The following is a 14569-nucleotide window of genomic DNA, read 5'->3' as shown; positions in this document are numbered from 1 at the left end:
ACTCGGTTTCGGTCCAGCCGATCTCGGGGACAGCATGCTGGATCGTGGCGATTGCTCCGATGTGAGAGGGCAGACGTGAAAGCCGATAGGCGCATTCGATGGCGTCCTGCTCCGACGAGCATTCGATAGCGCCATTAGGGTCTACAAGTAGCGCCCCATCGTCGCGACGGACGATGGGCTTAGCATAAAATGATATGGACTTTTGGTGCATAGCTATCTGCTTCGTTGTGTAAGGGAGTATTCGTCAAGCGCGGGAGAGACCCCAACGGCTGAGTTCACGCTCAATGAGCGCGACGATCTCGGCACCGGGTAAGGTGCGGCGTTCATGAAGAATGTCGATAAGGGGATCGAAGATGAGGGAGTATCGCCGAATGACGGCTTCTGCCTCCGTCTTGGCGGCTTCGATCAGCAGCTTTATCCCGCATTCGGTCTCCGCGAGTTGACCCGCATGAAGGCGCGATTTGCGAAGGTCACTGCCCTTCAGACCACGGCCACTACCGAGGTAGACATCCTCAGCAACGCACCCTGCGGCCAGGATGACTAGGCGTTCGAACCGGTCGGCATCATCGGATATCTCGCTTGCGCCGAAAACTGAGCCGTTGACGACTCGACCATCCGCCCTCGCGCGTCGCTCGATGGTGATGCCTTTGATGGGCCAGCCGAAGTGCCAGCGTAGCATGCAATGCCCTAACTCATGGCTAGCAACGCGTAGCTCCTCAGCCACAGAGCGCGCCCGCGACGTCGTCGGTTGGTGATTGATCATGTCATCGTTTTTCAAAGAGACGCGCGGGCGAGCCATGCTCTCGCCCGCGGCGCCACCTTATCCCGCGAAGAAGCTTAAGAACTCGGGATGAGATACTCGTCCGCTCAACGCATGCGACCGATCATTCGCTGTCGGGCACGCATGCGAGCCAGAGTGTCACGAATGTAAGGCGGAGGGGCGCCAAGGTCCCGCACCATGGCCGCGCTATCGGCGGGCACAGAAACTAACGAGACTTCGAGGAGAGACCAGCGCGTTGCTTCGAACACCAATTCCTCGCCGTATGGGATACGGTCGCGTTCCGGATCGAGCAGGTGTCCATCCACATCGCGCACTTCCCACTCGTTGACCATATAGCCGACGCTAAGTGAAGTGAGTTCCCCTCGTTCGACCATCCCCATCGCACGGCTACCTTCGGGGGTCTCGTTGAAGCGTATTCGACCGAGTAGAGTAGCATTCTCAAACCAAACTCGGGCGATGCGACCAAGTGCGTTGGCAATGCCGCGCTGCTCGTGACTATCCAGCAAGGGAATGCCGCCGGCCTTCAGACGCGACAGATCGACAGCATTCTTATCGATGCGAAGCAGCTCCTTTCCGAAACTGCGCTGTACGGCCGACCCTTTTGATAAGACGGCATCTACGGTTCTGGCGTCGGGGTCAAATGTGCGGGGAGCGCCGGCAACAGCTGCGAAGCGCTTGGTGGTGACAAGACGCCGCAGCTCGTTCCGCCGACTAAACGTCATCGCTTAGCTCCACTGTGGCCGAGATGCGTGCCTTCCATCACTCGGAAGTTTGCAGCAGCAAGCTTCTCATCGACGGCCGACACATACTGCTTCGCTTTGAGATGTGGGTCCATGAGATCGACGCATCCAGCGGCCGGAGGAGGCGCAGTAAAGCCAGAGGCCCACAACTTCGCGCGCTCGTCGGTGATTTCGATGGCATAGCCCTTTGCGACTGCTCGGTCCGCGATGTCGACCGGCATGTCGGTCTGCTGGTGACGTGCACAAGTCTCAACAGTCTCACCGATTTTCCAGCACAGCTTAGCGGTGCTGAAAACCCGCCGCGTTGAAATTGTGTCCGGTACGCTCGCGGGCGCCTCGGGCTGGGGCAGCTTGTACGACCGGGCGCCAATCAGAATTTGCTCCTTGGTTGAGCGCACTTCTTCGGCGATGCGCGTCGCCGCAATCGGCACCTCGGTCGAGGCAGTGCGAGCGAGAGCCGCAAGCTCTCGGCTCGTGAGGGTCGTGAGGCCCAACTTATCGGCGACGGGGACCAGCTCCTTCGCGGCACGGATGAAGACGGAGAGCTTCGTGACGAACGCTGTATGATCCGCCTCGATGCTATCGGCGGCTTGCTGGGCGGCTTCGCGGCGTTCCAGCTCAGCAAGCTGACTGGCGGTCTCGACGATCTGCGCGTCGATCAAGGCAAGGGCAGCATCGAGAGCCCGGGCTCGACGTTCGGCGTCGGCGACCGCGCTTTCGGCCGCCCTTACGGCATCCTCGGAGGCACCGTCGACGAGGATGTGCTCAAGATGCTGTTGGCGGGTTCGGACGGTCGATTTGCATTCGGTGCTCTGGCGGCTGAGATCGGCTTGCCGGGCACGCAGCTTGGTATGTTCGGCCTGCAATTTTGCAGCAGGGGACGCCTTCCCGAAAAGGGACATGGAATTCTCCGACGATGGGGGATGATTTGCGCTGGAGAACGTCGGGCAGAGCTCCGCCCGTTCCAACGAGCGCGCGCAGGATGACCCAAAAGAGGCCCGGTCGGGGCATGTTTTTAAAGACTTTCAGAAATGACAAGGCTGGCTTTACAAATATGCCGAGCTTCGCAAGCTCTATCAGCGGGGTCACGGTGATGAACTGGAATGCGAAGTGCGCCATCCTCCTCGGCCTGCTTACCTACCGACGCTTCCCCGCCGCCCGGCGCGACGTGATAGCGCTCCAGCGCGAAGGGAGCTGAATGCCGCGGTGTTGATCGCCGAACAGCGCAATTTGGTTCACGCGCTCGGTGCGCGATGGTTACCCCAGTCACCGACCGAGCGTTGCAGGTCCGGCGGCGTCACGGAGCCCCGCGCCCTGTTCTGCCTTGATGATCGCGAGCCTTGCGAGTTCATAAACACGCGCTTGCGATTTACCGCCTCGGCACTGAAGACACGCGGTGCAGGAGCACTACGCGTCCTGCCGTCGAGACCGGTGCGAGCAACTGGCTCACATGAGCCAGTTGCTGCTCTCCGAGCGCGGGACTCCGTCTAGGCCACGCCTTCTGGTCACTGCGGAATTTTCCGCAGTCGCTTCGCGATGTCGAACTCGATGCCGGTGACATGCGCCTAAATTTCCGGCCGAAAGAAGGTGCGGCCTCGTCTTCGTGCGTACTGGTCGAGCTTACTCAGTAAGGAGTCAACGTTGACATCCCATGGCGAATTGGAGCGCGTACCATCCTTCTGCTGCGCCACGACTTGGCCGTTTACGAGCCAGCTCCATACCGTGGTGTACGACACCAACCCCGGATTTGCTTCCAACACATGCCTCATCACGGTTGCCAATGGCAACCAGCGGCACGCGGGGCGCGGTCGATTGTCTGCCTTGATTTGATCCAGCTCCGCTCGAATGCCCGGTAGCGCCTCGGCGCGCGCTTCGGAGGTGGATGCGCGCAGTTCGGCACCAGCGAGTTGCGCCCGCAAGGCATCGACGGGCTTCTCACCCGCCAGGGCCGCCCGCGCTATGTCAGGACCGACGCCGTCGAGCAACCGGTCGGCGCGGTCGGCAACGGCTGCTGCCATCGCGATCAGCGAGTTGATCATCGCCATGTCGGCCGGGGCACTGATGACGGTGCCACCGGGCAAGATCATCGGCTCCGTATCCGCCGCCGTAGCCTCCTCGTACGGCATGGCTTCGACGGCGTCACTCATTGCCGTCCACGGTAGGGTTGAGGTCCGCCAGATGGGCGGCACTGACGGGAAAGTCCAGAGGTTCGCCCAGCTCAGGAGGCCGCGTGACCTCGCATGCGGCCGGGAAGCCGAGTTGCTCCGCGGTCAGAGTGCGGTCGTCCACGAGCTTCCGAGGTGTGACGTCCGGGCAGCGCCTGAATAACTCGGAAACGCTCGCCAAATCGATCAGCGTCGATCCACGGAGCTTGATAGCTCGAATGTCGCCCTCGCGGATCAATTTGTAGAGCGTGCTCCGGCTGCATCCAATCAGCGTCAATGCGTTCTTGATGCGTTGGTACCGAGCATGACCGGCAAACGGTTCCATGCGGTCGAAAGCCGAGCCCGGTAGACTCGAAGGTGCACTGCCGTTCATTGTGATGTAATCCTGTTTACTTGCAGCAATGATCTAAACCCCCTATGCGCGCGCTGGCGCTACGTACCCCAAATGCTTGCGCGTGACCCGCGGGCGTATGCCCCTCCGGAGGAACCTATAGCGTAATAGGCAGCCCCTGACCCTTCATTTCGGGGCGGCAGGCGCGAAGCGGAGGCGACGGGTTGAGTTGGGAAGAGAAGGAGGAGAGAGAGCGCGTCTCGCTCTTTCCCTCTCTGTGGCTTTCCTATCGCGTTGGAACGGGTCACGACGACCAGCTCGGTGCAGGTGTTGCGGCAACCGTGGTCAGCCACCTGCTCAACGGTGGGAGTGTGTCACCATCGTTTAGGTCAAGTTTGGCTTCGTCCAACAGGCAGAGGATGTGCTCTGTGCAGTATCCTGCCGCGCGCGCAAGCGCGAAGGCCGCGAGGGCCTCTCGCCCATCGTCCCCCCGCTGTTCCCTCGGGTAGCTTTGATAGATCGGTCTGAATGCGTCCTTGCTCTGGACTGTCACAGCTTCTCTATCCTCATAAACGGTACTAGGCAGCGCGCTACGCGCTGCCGTATCTTCATTATTCATTTCACTATTCTTTTGGGAGGCCATCCTGTGTGGCACTATTGAGGGGACATCAGGCATGTCACCATTTGGACCATCGTCAATGGTGACATTCATGGCGTCACTATTGCTGAATTCATCAATGGTGACTCCCTGACCGTCACCATTAGGGATCGTCAGGGTGTATTGGTTGGATGAGCCAAATCCTACCTTGCGGCATTCAAGGTAGCCCTTGTCGATGAGTGCCTGAACGACGCGCTTCGACTGGCGGATGCTACACCCTATCTCCTTGGAAAGCAGGTCGTGCGATGGATTGCATCGCATAAAGAGGTGGTCGTTTTTCAGATGCAAGTGGTTGCTGATGAAGACGGCCGCGCGCCATTCCATGCCACCGCTGATGGAGTGGTCGGAGGCGATGGTGTTTTGCCAAGCCGACTTGAGCTTTAGATTATCGACGACGATTTTCTTGTCGAAGCGTGCAAGCGACTCTTGCGAGCGAGCCGAAGAGGTTGTAGTAGCCACTGTACAGACTTTCTATCAAGCTAAACCGACCCGCTTCCTTTGCAGAGGAAGCGGGTCTTTCGTTTTCAAGCCGCAATTAGTCCGAGGCGCACGGCTTCGGACCGCGGCACCATTCGCACCTTGCCAACGAGGACGATCCGGAGGTCGCCGCCCTTAATCTGGCGCCACAACGTGGTGCGGCTCGTGTTCGTAAGCCCCATCCACTCCGGGAGCCGCCAAGCGAGGCGATCAGAAATAGGATATTGGTTTGCGCAGCCTCTATCGAGGCGCGCAGTGTGCGCGTTTTCCATGAATGATCCTGATTGTCTGCGGCGCGATAATGTTCGCGACGTTTCAAATCTAACATCTGGTTGACGCATCGCAAGTCGATCATCGAGCCCGTTCGATCAAACATTAAAAATGGCGGGCGAGGACCGCATCGTTGGGGACCATGCATCGCCCGGTGGATAACCATGCCGGACATCTCCGCGGCAGCCGAAAAATATATTCGTACGCTTCGATATGGACTTAGGCGCGGTGGCACTGCGGTTTGGCCTAAATACAGGCCAGCCGGCGATTTGACGATGACGAACAGCAAGCTCATCTAGCCACGCATGAACTCGCCAGAACTGCGAGGCAGAGAGGAGCAATCAAGTGCAGCGACGACGTATATTATCTTTCGACGATCTCCGGGATCAGTTCGGCATCCCGTACACGCGGCGTCATCTGTTGAACCTAGAACTCGCGAAGAAATTCCCAGCGAGGGTACCAATCGGCGAGAACCGGGTGGGGTGGATCGAGTCGGAAGTACAGAATTGGATCGAGCGCAAGGTTGCGGAGGCGAGACGGTGAGTGAGGAAATGAGCAATGTTATCGAAATCGATCTGGAACGTATTGTCCGCGATCTGGAAGAGGTTGCGTTCTGGGTCAGAGAATATGAGGAGCGTCTAACTCCGCAGTGGCTTTGGAACTACGCGGCGACGCGACCGCGAGCGGCGGGCTCACTCGTCTGGAAACTCGATAGCCTTCTCGCGAAGCTTACCGAGCTGAGAAGCTCCGCGCCCGCCGCGTTCATTGCAGACTGGGCGGAGGAGAAGATGCAGTTGGAGGAAATCATTTCTGTCCTGCCCCTGCTACCTTTCCCGGAATGAAGGGTTTGTTCTGCTACCGATAGCCTAGGCGGGCTAAACGCTGGGTCTCTTGCCAGCGTCTTTAACTGTGGCGACGAGAAATTCTGCGGGCTCAGAACCTCGTCGCCTCGCGCCCGGACGGACTTTTAGGCCACTTCGGCGAGCAAGGCTTGGCCGCGTACCACTGCCAACACGTGGCCTTCCCATGCGGTGATCGCTTCCCGCTTCTGCCGTAAGTATTGCGCGTTGTTGTAGACCTTATCCATATCCTTCTTGCCGTGGTTGAGGATCGCTTCCGATACCTCATGCGCCACGTCGAGGTCCTCGCTCATGACAGTCTTGCCGGTGCGGCGGATATCGTGAAACCACCAGCCCTCATTGAACTTCACGATGGCGTCGATCTTCTCTTTGAGGTGCGTGTAGTTGGCGAAGCCGGTATCCCAGCGGCCGAACACAAAGGTCCGCTCATGCAGGTCGCGCTTGGCAAGGATGGCCTGAGCCCGGGGGCCTATAGGCATCATGTGCTTCGCGAAGCCCTTATTCTTGGCGCGGGCTCGGGCCCACGTCAGCCGTCTACCTTCGTCGTCGATCTCAACGACGCGGAGGCTCCCGATTTGGTCCTCGCGCTGGAGCGTCAGGATCATGAGTCGGACCAGATCACGCTCATCCGCTGAAAACTGATCGTCGTCGAGGCAATGCCACAGTCTCTGCAACTCGGCGCTGCTCAGAGCGCGGTCGCGAGCGATCTCTGGAGCCTTGTTCGTCTTCTCGGCGGGATTGTTCTCGCAGAGACCTTCACCAATTACCCAATTGAAGAATGCGGAAAGGTGCGAGCGCGCGCGGTTCCGAGTCGTGCCGCCCCGCTCGGATTGGATCGTTGCCAGCTCGTCGGAGACAATGGTCCGGGTGATCTCGGAGAGAGACTTAGCGTGCAGCTTCTTGAAGTAGACCCGCAGCGAGCGCGCTACGTCGTCGTGGTAGCTCTCGCTCCATCCCGCTTTCTTGGCGAGAAGGTAGCGCTCGAAGAGCGGCGGGAGCGCCTGTGTGTGCTTCCGCTCTGCCTGCTCGCGGACCGACCGGGGGCTTTGACCGCCCTCAGCGAGTTCTAGAACTGATCTGGCGGCCTTCCGGGCGGCATCAATAGTGTTGAACTTTGTGATGCTGCCGATGGTCTCGCGACCTTGTTTACCGCCGCGGCCACCGATCCGGTATTGCACCACGTATGTCTTGGACCCTCCCTCCCGGATACGAACTCCGAAACCGGGAAGTTCGTCGTCCCAATGGATGAGGTCTTTCTTGTCAGAGGGCAGGCTGAGCTGATCAATGCTTGTCTTGGTCAGTTTCATGGGAGCCGTTTGGGAAGCACATGGGAAGCACCGGAATGGTCCTTCGATGTCCGACGACTTCCACACAATCAGGCATCAATCAAGCGATTTCAAATACTTAGGTCTCTCATTTCCGTCCATTGCCCACGCGTTCCTGTTGATTTATTGACTGTAAATCAGCCGCCTCATGGCTTCGCAGGTTCGAGTCCTGCCTCCCCCACCAGCCTTCGCTCGCTTCGCGAGCTTCGGCCAGGCAAGCCATCCCAGCTCAACATAAAGCGAAGTGAACGAAGGCTGACGCGCCGCAGCCGACAGGCGTAGGCGGGCCATCACAACGCTGTACGGTTCACGCGCAAAAACAAAACGCCTGCCCGCATCGCGCGGACAGGCGCCTCGTCAACTCGACCGATCAGAGATCAGTAATAGCGGCGCAGCACGCGATGGCCGCCGTAGTAGTACGGCGCGTAGCGATGGGCGTAGCCGTAGCGCGGACCATAGCCGTAATGCGTGCGCGGCAGGTAGCCGTAGCGCGGGCCGTAGCCGTAGCGATACGGACGGTAGTACGGGCGGTGATAGGGATAGGCGGCGGCGCGATAGCCATAGCCATAGCCGTAATTGGCGGGCGCAACGACCGCGTCCTCACGATAGGTCGGATACGGCGCGAAGGCGCCCGGGCCGGTATAGGTCGGGCCCTGGTTGACGTAATAGTACTGCGTGGTCGGCTCGGCGAGGCGCTCAAAGGCGCCATAACCGTATCCATAACCACCGCAGCCGGTGTTGCAGCCGGAATAGACCGGTGCGACCGGCGCGCAGGTGGTGAAGCCGCAGGCCGCGGCAGGCGCGGTCGCGACGAACATCACGGCAGCCGCCGCGATCAGTCCCGAAATCATTTGACGCATTACTCTCTCCTGTTGAATTCCGTCTTTTGGATTTTGACGTTTCTTAACCCGGCGGCCTACCGGGAATGTTTGCACGCGGCCGCGGCCGATGAGGCCGCGGATGGTCGTTGAACTCGGGCGCGTAGATCACCGGCGGCGGATCGACCGGCACGTCCATCTGCGCCGGCAGCGGCGCCGATTGCGCGCCCCAGCTCTGGTGATAGCTCTCGGCGGGTTTTGGCAATTTGCGGTTCGCGGGCGGCTCGACCTCGAGCCGGCCATAGCCCGGGCGCAGGCCCAGCGTCGGATAATAATGACCGACGTCGTCGGGCTGCCGCTCGGCGATATAGCGCCCGCCATAGATGGTCGGCTGCACCTGGACGTTCTTGCCGAGGCCCCAGACACCTTCGACGACGCTGTAGGACGCGTCGATATTGTTGATGATGATCGGCACGCCGGGACGGCCGGGCACGACGATGTCGAAGCCGCCGCCGGCCAACGCCGTCGCGGGCAGTCCGATCAGAAAGGCGGCGAGCGCCATGGCGCGCATGAGGAGGTCCCGGTTATCCGGAACACAACCTAACCGATCGTGACACCGAGAGGGTTAAGGCCCGCTCACCAAATTCCGGTAAGCCTAATGTGTAAGGATTGTGCGCCGCTCAAATGCTGCAAAGCGGGCTAGCGAAGCGTTAACGGCGATGCACCGGCCGCCCCAACGACGAACGCCGAGACCATGCGGATTGCTGGCACGAACTGCACATCCTCTGCGGGTTCACGTCGATGTGACGCAACCCACACGAAACTGCGGAACCACCCCATCACCGGCACGCTTAGCAACCGTTGCAACCAACATGGAGTCAATGCCATGACGAGCCTGAAACTGATCGGCGCGGCCGCGATAGCCGCATCCACACTTGCAGGCCCTGCAATGGGTCAATCATCCATCACCAATCCCGCCGCCTGCGAATCCATGTTCGCCAGCGCCAATTGCCTGAATGCGGGCGCCGGCAGCCCCTATGCCACCAGTCGCCAGGAGCGGCAATATCGGAGGACGGCCTATCGGCAGCAGAACCGCAATGACAGCGGCTTCTGGCCAGTCGACACCGCGGGCGCAGTTGCGGGCGCCGCCGTCGGCACCGCTGCAGCCGTAGCTTCGGCGCCGTTCCGCGGCTGGGGCAACTCCTATGCCTATGACACTTCGGGCGGCTATAACGGCAACTACAATCGCGGCGAAATGGGCTGGTACGGCAACTGGGATACCTACGCGGCCCGCAACGGCATCGTTTGCCGGCCCGGCACCTGGGTGAAGGGCGAGGACGGCCGCCGGCACATCTGCCAGTAACACATCTGCCAGTAAGGCGTCTCAATCGCGCGCGACAGAGCAGGCGGCCGAAAGGCCGCCTGTTTCCTATCCGCGATGCGCGTTGCGGGTTCTGGCACTTCCCGAGCAAGTCTGGTAATGCGACGCGCGGGCGGGCGAACGCTCCGGCCCATGCCGGGCCCCGCCCCGGTTCCTCGGCGTCGCCGGCTTAGCTCAGCGGTAGAGCAGCGGTTTTGTAAACCGAAGGTCGGGGGTTCAATCCCCTCAGCCGGCACCATTCGACTATTCCCAGCCTTCGCCAGACTTCGTTTCAGTGACAGAAATTGCTGAAACATAGGTGATTTTCCCTTCGTAGACGTTCGCTATCGTCCGCGAGCTGCCGCGCCTTTTGTTGGTATCCGTGTCGGTATGCGCGCTTTTGAAGCCGAGGAGATACCAACAACTGTTCGGGGAAAACAAAAACAGAGGGGGTGGATGATGGCTTTGACGGACGCACCCTGTCGAGCCGCCGAGAAGGCCGAAAAGCCGTACAAGTTGAGCGATAGCGGCGGCTTTCTTTAAGGGGGATGAGCGGCTTTGAGCTTGCTACATCGTCGTAGGCGAAGATTCCCCTTCCGAGCTTTGCCCTCCGCGTATTAGCGGCTTACGCAGCGCGGGATCTTTGGCCGACTCCGAGGCGCCGAACCAGGTGATATAGAGCGTCGGGAGGAAGACGAGCGTAAGAACCGTGCCAACCAGCAAGCCACCCATGATCGCGAAGGCCATTGGCCCCCAGAAGACTGTTGGTGCGATAGGGATCATTCCAAGGACAGTTGACACAGCGGTCAACATGATCGGGCGAAATCGGGAGCCGCTGCCGTCGACCGCGGCTTCCCAGGGCGTCTTCCCTAGGGCGCGCTCGGCGTCAATCTGACCAATCAGAATGACCACGTTCTTGCTGATCATGCCGAGAAGCGCCAGCACACCAAGAATGGCGACGAAGCCGAGCGGCCTTCCTGAGAGCATCAAGGCGGCAACGACACCGATCAGACCAAGCGGCGCCACGCTGAGGACCATGAAAAGTTTCGGAAAGCTCTGGAGTTGCGCCATAAGGATAGTGAACATGACGAACAGCATCACCGGAACCACGGCCAGCACAGATGCCTGGGACTTCTGGCTCTCTTCCACCGTGCCACCCACGACCACGTCGTACGACGGCGGAAGCGTCTTTCTGAAGCTCTCGATCGCCGGCCACAGCGACGTGACCACGCTTGCCGGCAACGTGTTGCCGACGATAGCCGCCTGGACGGTCAAGGTCGGAACGCGATCGCGTCTCCAGATGAGTGGAAATTCTTGATCATATTCGAAGGATGCAAACTGGCTGAGAGGAACGGTTTGTCCGCTCGGCAAGGCCACCTGCAGATTGCGCAGGCTGTCGAGCGAAACTCTCTGCGCGTCGGTCGCACGCGCGACCACGTTGACCAGGTAGATATCGTCGCGAACCTGGGTTATCGGTATGCCGGTCATCACCGCGTTCAACGCGGTTGCGATCGCCTGCGAGCTGAGGCCGAGAAGGCGGGCTTCACTCTGATCGATGCGGATGCGCACCTGTCGATCGGGCTCCATCCAGTCGAAATTGACCTGCTTGGTCTCCAGACTCGAACCAACGATCCGTCCAACATCGAGCGCAATCTCTCGTACCCGTTCTACGTCAGGCCCGCTGACGCGGAACTGTACTGGCCATCCAACCGGAGGTCCAAGCTCGAGCGGAGAAACGAACGAAATCGCTTTGGGAAATTCCTGAGCCAGGAGCTTTTCAAGCTTGGCATGCAGCCGTTCGCGGGCCGCGACGTCCTTGGCGACCACGACGCTCTGGGTGAAGAAGTCATTCGGTAGTTGCACATTGAGCGGCAAGTAGAAGCGGATGGCGCCGCGTCCAACATAGGTGCTCCATCTTGCGACATCGGAATCCACCCCAAGAGCTGCATCCAGACGCTTCGCCGCCGCCTCGCTCGCATAGATTGACCCGTTCTGCGGCAAACTGATGTCTACCAGCAATTCCGGACGATCCGACGACGGAAAGAACTGCCGCGGGATCAACGGCATCGCAAGGACCGCGGCTACTAGGAGCGCCACCGAGATCGCGATCGTCAGCCATTTCCCGCGCATGGCGAATGTCAGGAAGCTCCGGTACATCCGGAAAATCCTGCCCGGATCCGCGGAGTCGCGTTGCCGCGGCGGGACCAAGATCGCAGCGCCGAGCAGTGGCGTAAAAATGACCGCCACGAACCACGATACCAGCAGCGCGATCGTGACCACGGCGAACAGCGAGAACGTGTATTCGCCGGCCGAGCTCGCCGCAAACCCCACCGGGATAAAACCCGCGATCGTCACCAACGTGCCCGCGAGCATCGCCATCGCATGGGTCCGGTATGCGAAAGTTGCCGCTTCGACCTTGCTGGCGCCCTCCGCCAATTTGCTGAGCGTCGCGTCGGTCGTGGTCATCGCGTCGTCGACCAGCAACGCGAGCGCAATGATCAGTGCGCCAAGCGATATGCGCTGCATGTCGATGCCGAGTAGCGCCATGATCGGAAACACGATCGCCAGCGTGAACGGTATCGCAAGTGCGATGATCAGGCCTGGTCGTACGCCGAGGCTGATGAAGCTCACCACCATGATGATGGCGATCGCCTGCATCAGCGAGACCATGAACTCCCGGATCGCGTGCTCGACAACAACGGGCTGGTCCGCGACCAAGCTGGGCTCAATTCCGATCGGAAGTTCCGCCTTGATCCGGGCCATCGCCTTACTGAGGTTGGCGCCGAGCGCAAGGATGTCGCCACCATCCCGCATGGCGATTGCAAGTCCTATTGCCGGCTGGCCGTTGACACGAAACATCGGGTGGGGCGGGTCGGTGTAACCGCGCCGTACGCGGGCTATATCGCTCAAGCGCAACATGCGGCCGCCGGCCGAGAAGTTGATGTTGGCGATGTCCTGCTCCGACTGGAAGCTTCCCGACACCCGAATGGAAATGCTTTCCGAGCTTGTCTGTATCGTTCCGGCCGGGCGCACGATGTTTTGCGACTGGAGCGCTGCAATCAGGGCGGATCGATCAACCCCGAGAGCCGCGAGCTCCTTGGTAGAAAATTCGACGAAGATCACTTCATCCTGCTCGCCCAACAGCTCGATCTTCGACACGTCGGGCACGAGAAGCAGCCTCGAGCGGATCTCCTCGACCCGATCGCGCAACTCACGCTGGCTGAAGCCGTCGCTGGTGAAGCCGTAAATGATCCCGAACGTATCGCCGAATTCGTCATTGAACCCCGGTCCAATCACGCCGTCGGGCAGCGTATGGCGCATGTCGCCGATCGACTTGCGCACGTGGTACCATGTATCGGCAACCTCTCTTGCGTTTGCGCTGCCCTTCAGATTCACGAAGACGGTCGAGACGCCGGCCCTCGTGAAACTTCGCAGGAAGTCGAGATGCGGCGTCTCCTGCAGTCGACGTTCGAGGCGCTCCGTCACCTGCTTCACCGTTTCCTCAACGGATGCGCCGGGCCAGGCGGCCTGAACGACCATGGTCTTGATAATGAAGGCTGGATCTTCGTTGCGCCCCAAGCGGAAATAGGACAGTACGCCGGTAATGACCGCAATGATCATCATGTAGACGACCAGCGAGCGGTGTTTCAGCGCCCAATCGGAAAGATTGATTCCGCTCATAGCCCTGATCCGAGAACGCGGACTGTCTGACCCGGGTGAAGCGCCTGGACGCCGGCGGTGACGATGACTTCACCGGTGTCTAGTCCTTGCGAGATCACCGCTTGAGCTTCGTCGAACCGTAGCACATCCACATTGCGAACTGAGACAGTGTTGTTGGCGGGATCGACGACCCACACGGCGGGGCGCTGGTTCATCCTGGTCAGGGCGGAAGAAGGAATATCGATCATCGGCCCGGCGCTCGTGTTCACCCGTCCGACGACCGTCGCGCCCAGCCGCATCGCCGGCGGGGGATCGGTCAGACCGACTCTGACCTCGAAGGTCCTCGTCACGGCGCTGGCCTGCGCGGCGACCTCGCGAACGCGCCCCCTCGCCTTTATTGTCTGATCATCGGCTAGGCTGACTTCGACCTCCGGATCCGAGGAAGCCGACCTGACCAATTGAGAGGGAACGTCGAAGACGGCATCGCGGCCGTCTTGTCGCGCGATCCTCGCAATCATCTGCCCGACCTGGACCACTTCGCCGGCTCCCGGGCCGGTGGCGGTTATCACGCCGGGCGCATCGGCCGTCAGTTCGGTGAAACCGACGAGGTCATGTGCGGCACTCAGTTGCGCCTCAGCCGCGTCGACCTGCGACTGCGCGGTTTGCCGGGCCTGGGTGGCAGCATCGAAATTGGCGCGCGTTGTCCATCCCTGCGCCAAGAGCGTCTCCTGACGGTCGAAGTGATTGCGCGCCTGCGTCAACTGTCCCTGCGCCGCAGCCAGGGATGCCTGCGCCTGACGCAGTCCATTCAGTTCGTTCTGTGACTCCAATCGCGCCAGCACTTGGCCGGCTTTGACCCTGTCGCCAATCTTGGCGTCGTTGCTCAGCAGTCGCCCGGATATCCGGAACGCAATATTCACTTCATCTTCGGCCTCGATCCGCCCTGTAAATGTCAGGGGTGTTGTGACCTTGCGCTTTTCCACAGTCGACGTGCGCACGATTCGCGGAACCGGCGTGTCATTCGTTGCCTGTTCTCTGCCGCAAGCCCCCAGGCTCAGCGAGAATGCCGCCACGAACGTCGACGTGACCATGTATCGGAACGTGCAACGGCTGCCGCTCATAGA

14 protein-coding genes and 1 tRNA gene are annotated in these 14569 nt (G+C 60.4%); 4 read left to right on the top strand and 11 right to left on the bottom strand.

The window, feature by feature from the left end:
• Positions 1–244 precede the first annotated feature (244 nt).
• The 6 genes from FOM02_RS09545 to FOM02_RS09520 all read right to left on the bottom strand — a co-directional run bounded on the left by FOM02_RS09545 (position 245) and on the right by FOM02_RS09520 (position 5134).
• A complete protein-coding gene (locus FOM02_RS09545) occupies positions 245–799 on the bottom strand; it encodes a hypothetical protein (protein WP_265441706.1) in 555 nt (184 codons plus the stop codon).
• Positions 800–867: 68 nt separating this feature from the next.
• Positions 868–1503 (bottom strand): HK97 family phage prohead protease, encoded by a 636-nt coding sequence (locus FOM02_RS09540; protein WP_265441705.1) that lies wholly within the window; start codon positions 1501–1503, stop codon positions 868–870.
• Positions 1500–2423, bottom strand: coding sequence for a hypothetical protein (locus FOM02_RS09535; protein WP_265441704.1), 924 nt, complete (start codon positions 2421–2423; stop codon positions 1500–1502). Before FOM02_RS09535 ends, FOM02_RS09540 begins: the two co-directional genes overlap by 4 nt.
• A gap of 663 nt (positions 2424–3086) precedes the next feature.
• Positions 3087–3668, bottom strand: a complete 582-nt coding sequence (locus FOM02_RS09530; RefSeq protein ID WP_265441703.1) for a hypothetical protein — start codon at positions 3666–3668, stop codon at positions 3087–3089.
• Positions 3661–4059, bottom strand: a complete 399-nt coding sequence (locus FOM02_RS09525) for a helix-turn-helix domain-containing protein (RefSeq protein ID WP_265441702.1) — start codon at positions 4057–4059, stop codon at positions 3661–3663. The genes FOM02_RS09530 and FOM02_RS09525 overlap by 8 nt, the downstream gene beginning before the upstream one ends.
• A gap of 262 nt (positions 4060–4321) precedes the next feature.
• Positions 4322–5134 (bottom strand): hypothetical protein, encoded by an 813-nt coding sequence (locus tag FOM02_RS09520; protein WP_265441701.1) that lies wholly within the window; start codon positions 5132–5134, stop codon positions 4322–4324.
• A 633-nt stretch (positions 5135–5767) separates the two neighbouring features.
• On the opposite strand from FOM02_RS09520, the gene FOM02_RS47090 reads away from it, so the two are divergent.
• Both FOM02_RS47090 and FOM02_RS09515 read left to right on the top strand, forming a co-directional pair.
• On the top strand, positions 5768–5965 hold the full coding sequence (locus FOM02_RS47090) for a helix-turn-helix transcriptional regulator (RefSeq protein ID WP_416207764.1): 198 nt from the start codon (positions 5768–5770) through the stop codon (positions 5963–5965).
• Positions 5962–6264 carry a hypothetical protein gene (locus tag FOM02_RS09515; RefSeq protein WP_265441700.1) on the top strand — a complete coding sequence of 101 codons (303 nt, stop codon included), beginning with the start codon at positions 5962–5964 and terminating at the stop codon, positions 6262–6264. The genes FOM02_RS47090 and FOM02_RS09515 overlap by 4 nt, the downstream gene beginning before the upstream one ends.
• 125 nt (positions 6265–6389) lie before the next feature.
• Here FOM02_RS09515 and FOM02_RS09510 read toward each other — a convergent pair whose 3' ends face one another.
• The 3 genes from FOM02_RS09510 to FOM02_RS09500 form a co-directional block, all read right to left on the bottom strand.
• Complete coding sequence (locus FOM02_RS09510) at positions 6390–7589, bottom strand: tyrosine-type recombinase/integrase (RefSeq protein ID WP_265441698.1); 1200 nt, start codon at positions 7587–7589, stop codon at positions 6390–6392.
• Between the two features lie 395 nt (positions 7590–7984).
• On the bottom strand, positions 7985–8467 hold the full coding sequence (locus FOM02_RS09505; protein WP_265441697.1) for a hypothetical protein: 483 nt from the start codon (positions 8465–8467) through the stop codon (positions 7985–7987).
• Positions 8468–8510: 43 nt separating this feature from the next.
• Entirely contained in the window at positions 8511–8996 is a 486-nt protein-coding gene (locus FOM02_RS09500) for a hypothetical protein (protein WP_265441696.1), read from the bottom strand.
• Between the two features lie 315 nt (positions 8997–9311).
• Here FOM02_RS09500 and FOM02_RS09495 point away from each other — a divergent pair, with 315 nt between their 5' ends.
• Positions 9312–9788 (top strand): hypothetical protein, encoded by a 477-nt coding sequence (locus FOM02_RS09495; RefSeq protein ID WP_027560001.1) that lies wholly within the window; start codon positions 9312–9314, stop codon positions 9786–9788.
• Positions 9789–9969: 181 nt separating this feature from the next.
• Positions 9970–10044, top strand: a tRNA-Thr gene (locus FOM02_RS09490).
• Positions 10045–10352: 308 nt separating this feature from the next.
• On the opposite strand, the gene FOM02_RS09485 is transcribed toward FOM02_RS09490, so the two are convergent.
• A complete protein-coding gene (locus FOM02_RS09485; protein WP_265441695.1) occupies positions 10353–13466 on the bottom strand; it encodes an efflux RND transporter permease subunit in 3114 nt (1037 codons plus the stop codon).
• The gene (locus FOM02_RS09480) at positions 13463–14566 is read right to left on the bottom strand and encodes an efflux RND transporter periplasmic adaptor subunit (protein WP_092213836.1); all 1104 of its coding nucleotides are present in this window, start codon (positions 14564–14566) and stop codon (positions 13463–13465) included. The genes FOM02_RS09485 and FOM02_RS09480 overlap by 4 nt, the downstream gene beginning before the upstream one ends.
• Positions 14567–14569 lie beyond the last annotated feature (3 nt).

Origin of the sequence: Bradyrhizobium sp. SEMIA (assembly GCF_014844175.1) — a bacterium.
Taxonomy (GTDB): Bacteria; Pseudomonadota; Alphaproteobacteria; order Rhizobiales; family Xanthobacteraceae; genus Bradyrhizobium; species Bradyrhizobium arachidis.
This window is presented reverse-complemented; position numbering and strand designations above follow the sequence as displayed.

Bases quoted from the DNA above. Each gene is read 5' to 3' on its own strand.
- FOM02_RS09500 (WP_265441696.1), bottom strand. From the start codon at position 8,996: ATGCGCGCCATGGCGCTCGCCGCCTTTCTGATCGGACTGCCCGCGACG.
- FOM02_RS09505 (WP_265441697.1), bottom strand. From the start codon at position 8,467: ATGCGTCAAATGATTTCGGGACTGATCGCGGCGGCTGCCGTGATGTTC.
- FOM02_RS09535 (WP_265441704.1), bottom strand. From the start codon at position 2,423: ATGTCCCTTTTCGGGAAGGCGTCCCCTGCTGCAAAATTGCAGGCCGAA.
- FOM02_RS09545 (WP_265441706.1), bottom strand. From the start codon at position 799: ATGGCTCGCCCGCGCGTCTCTTTGAAAAACGATGACATGATCAATCAC.
- FOM02_RS09510 (WP_265441698.1), bottom strand. From the start codon at position 7,589: ATGAAACTGACCAAGACAAGCATTGATCAGCTCAGCCTGCCCTCTGAC.
- FOM02_RS09485 (WP_265441695.1), bottom strand. From the start codon at position 13,466: ATGAGCGGAATCAATCTTTCCGATTGGGCGCTGAAACACCGCTCGCTG.
- FOM02_RS09525 (WP_265441702.1), bottom strand. From the start codon at position 4,059: ATGAACGGCAGTGCACCTTCGAGTCTACCGGGCTCGGCTTTCGACCGC.
- FOM02_RS09530 (WP_265441703.1), bottom strand. From the start codon at position 3,668: ATGAGTGACGCCGTCGAAGCCATGCCGTACGAGGAGGCTACGGCGGCG.
- FOM02_RS09495 (WP_027560001.1), top strand. From the start codon at position 9,312: ATGACGAGCCTGAAACTGATCGGCGCGGCCGCGATAGCCGCATCCACA.
- FOM02_RS09480 (WP_092213836.1), bottom strand. From the start codon at position 14,566: ATGAGCGGCAGCCGTTGCACGTTCCGATACATGGTCACGTCGACGTTC.
- FOM02_RS09540 (WP_265441705.1), bottom strand. From the start codon at position 1,503: ATGACGTTTAGTCGGCGGAACGAGCTGCGGCGTCTTGTCACCACCAAG.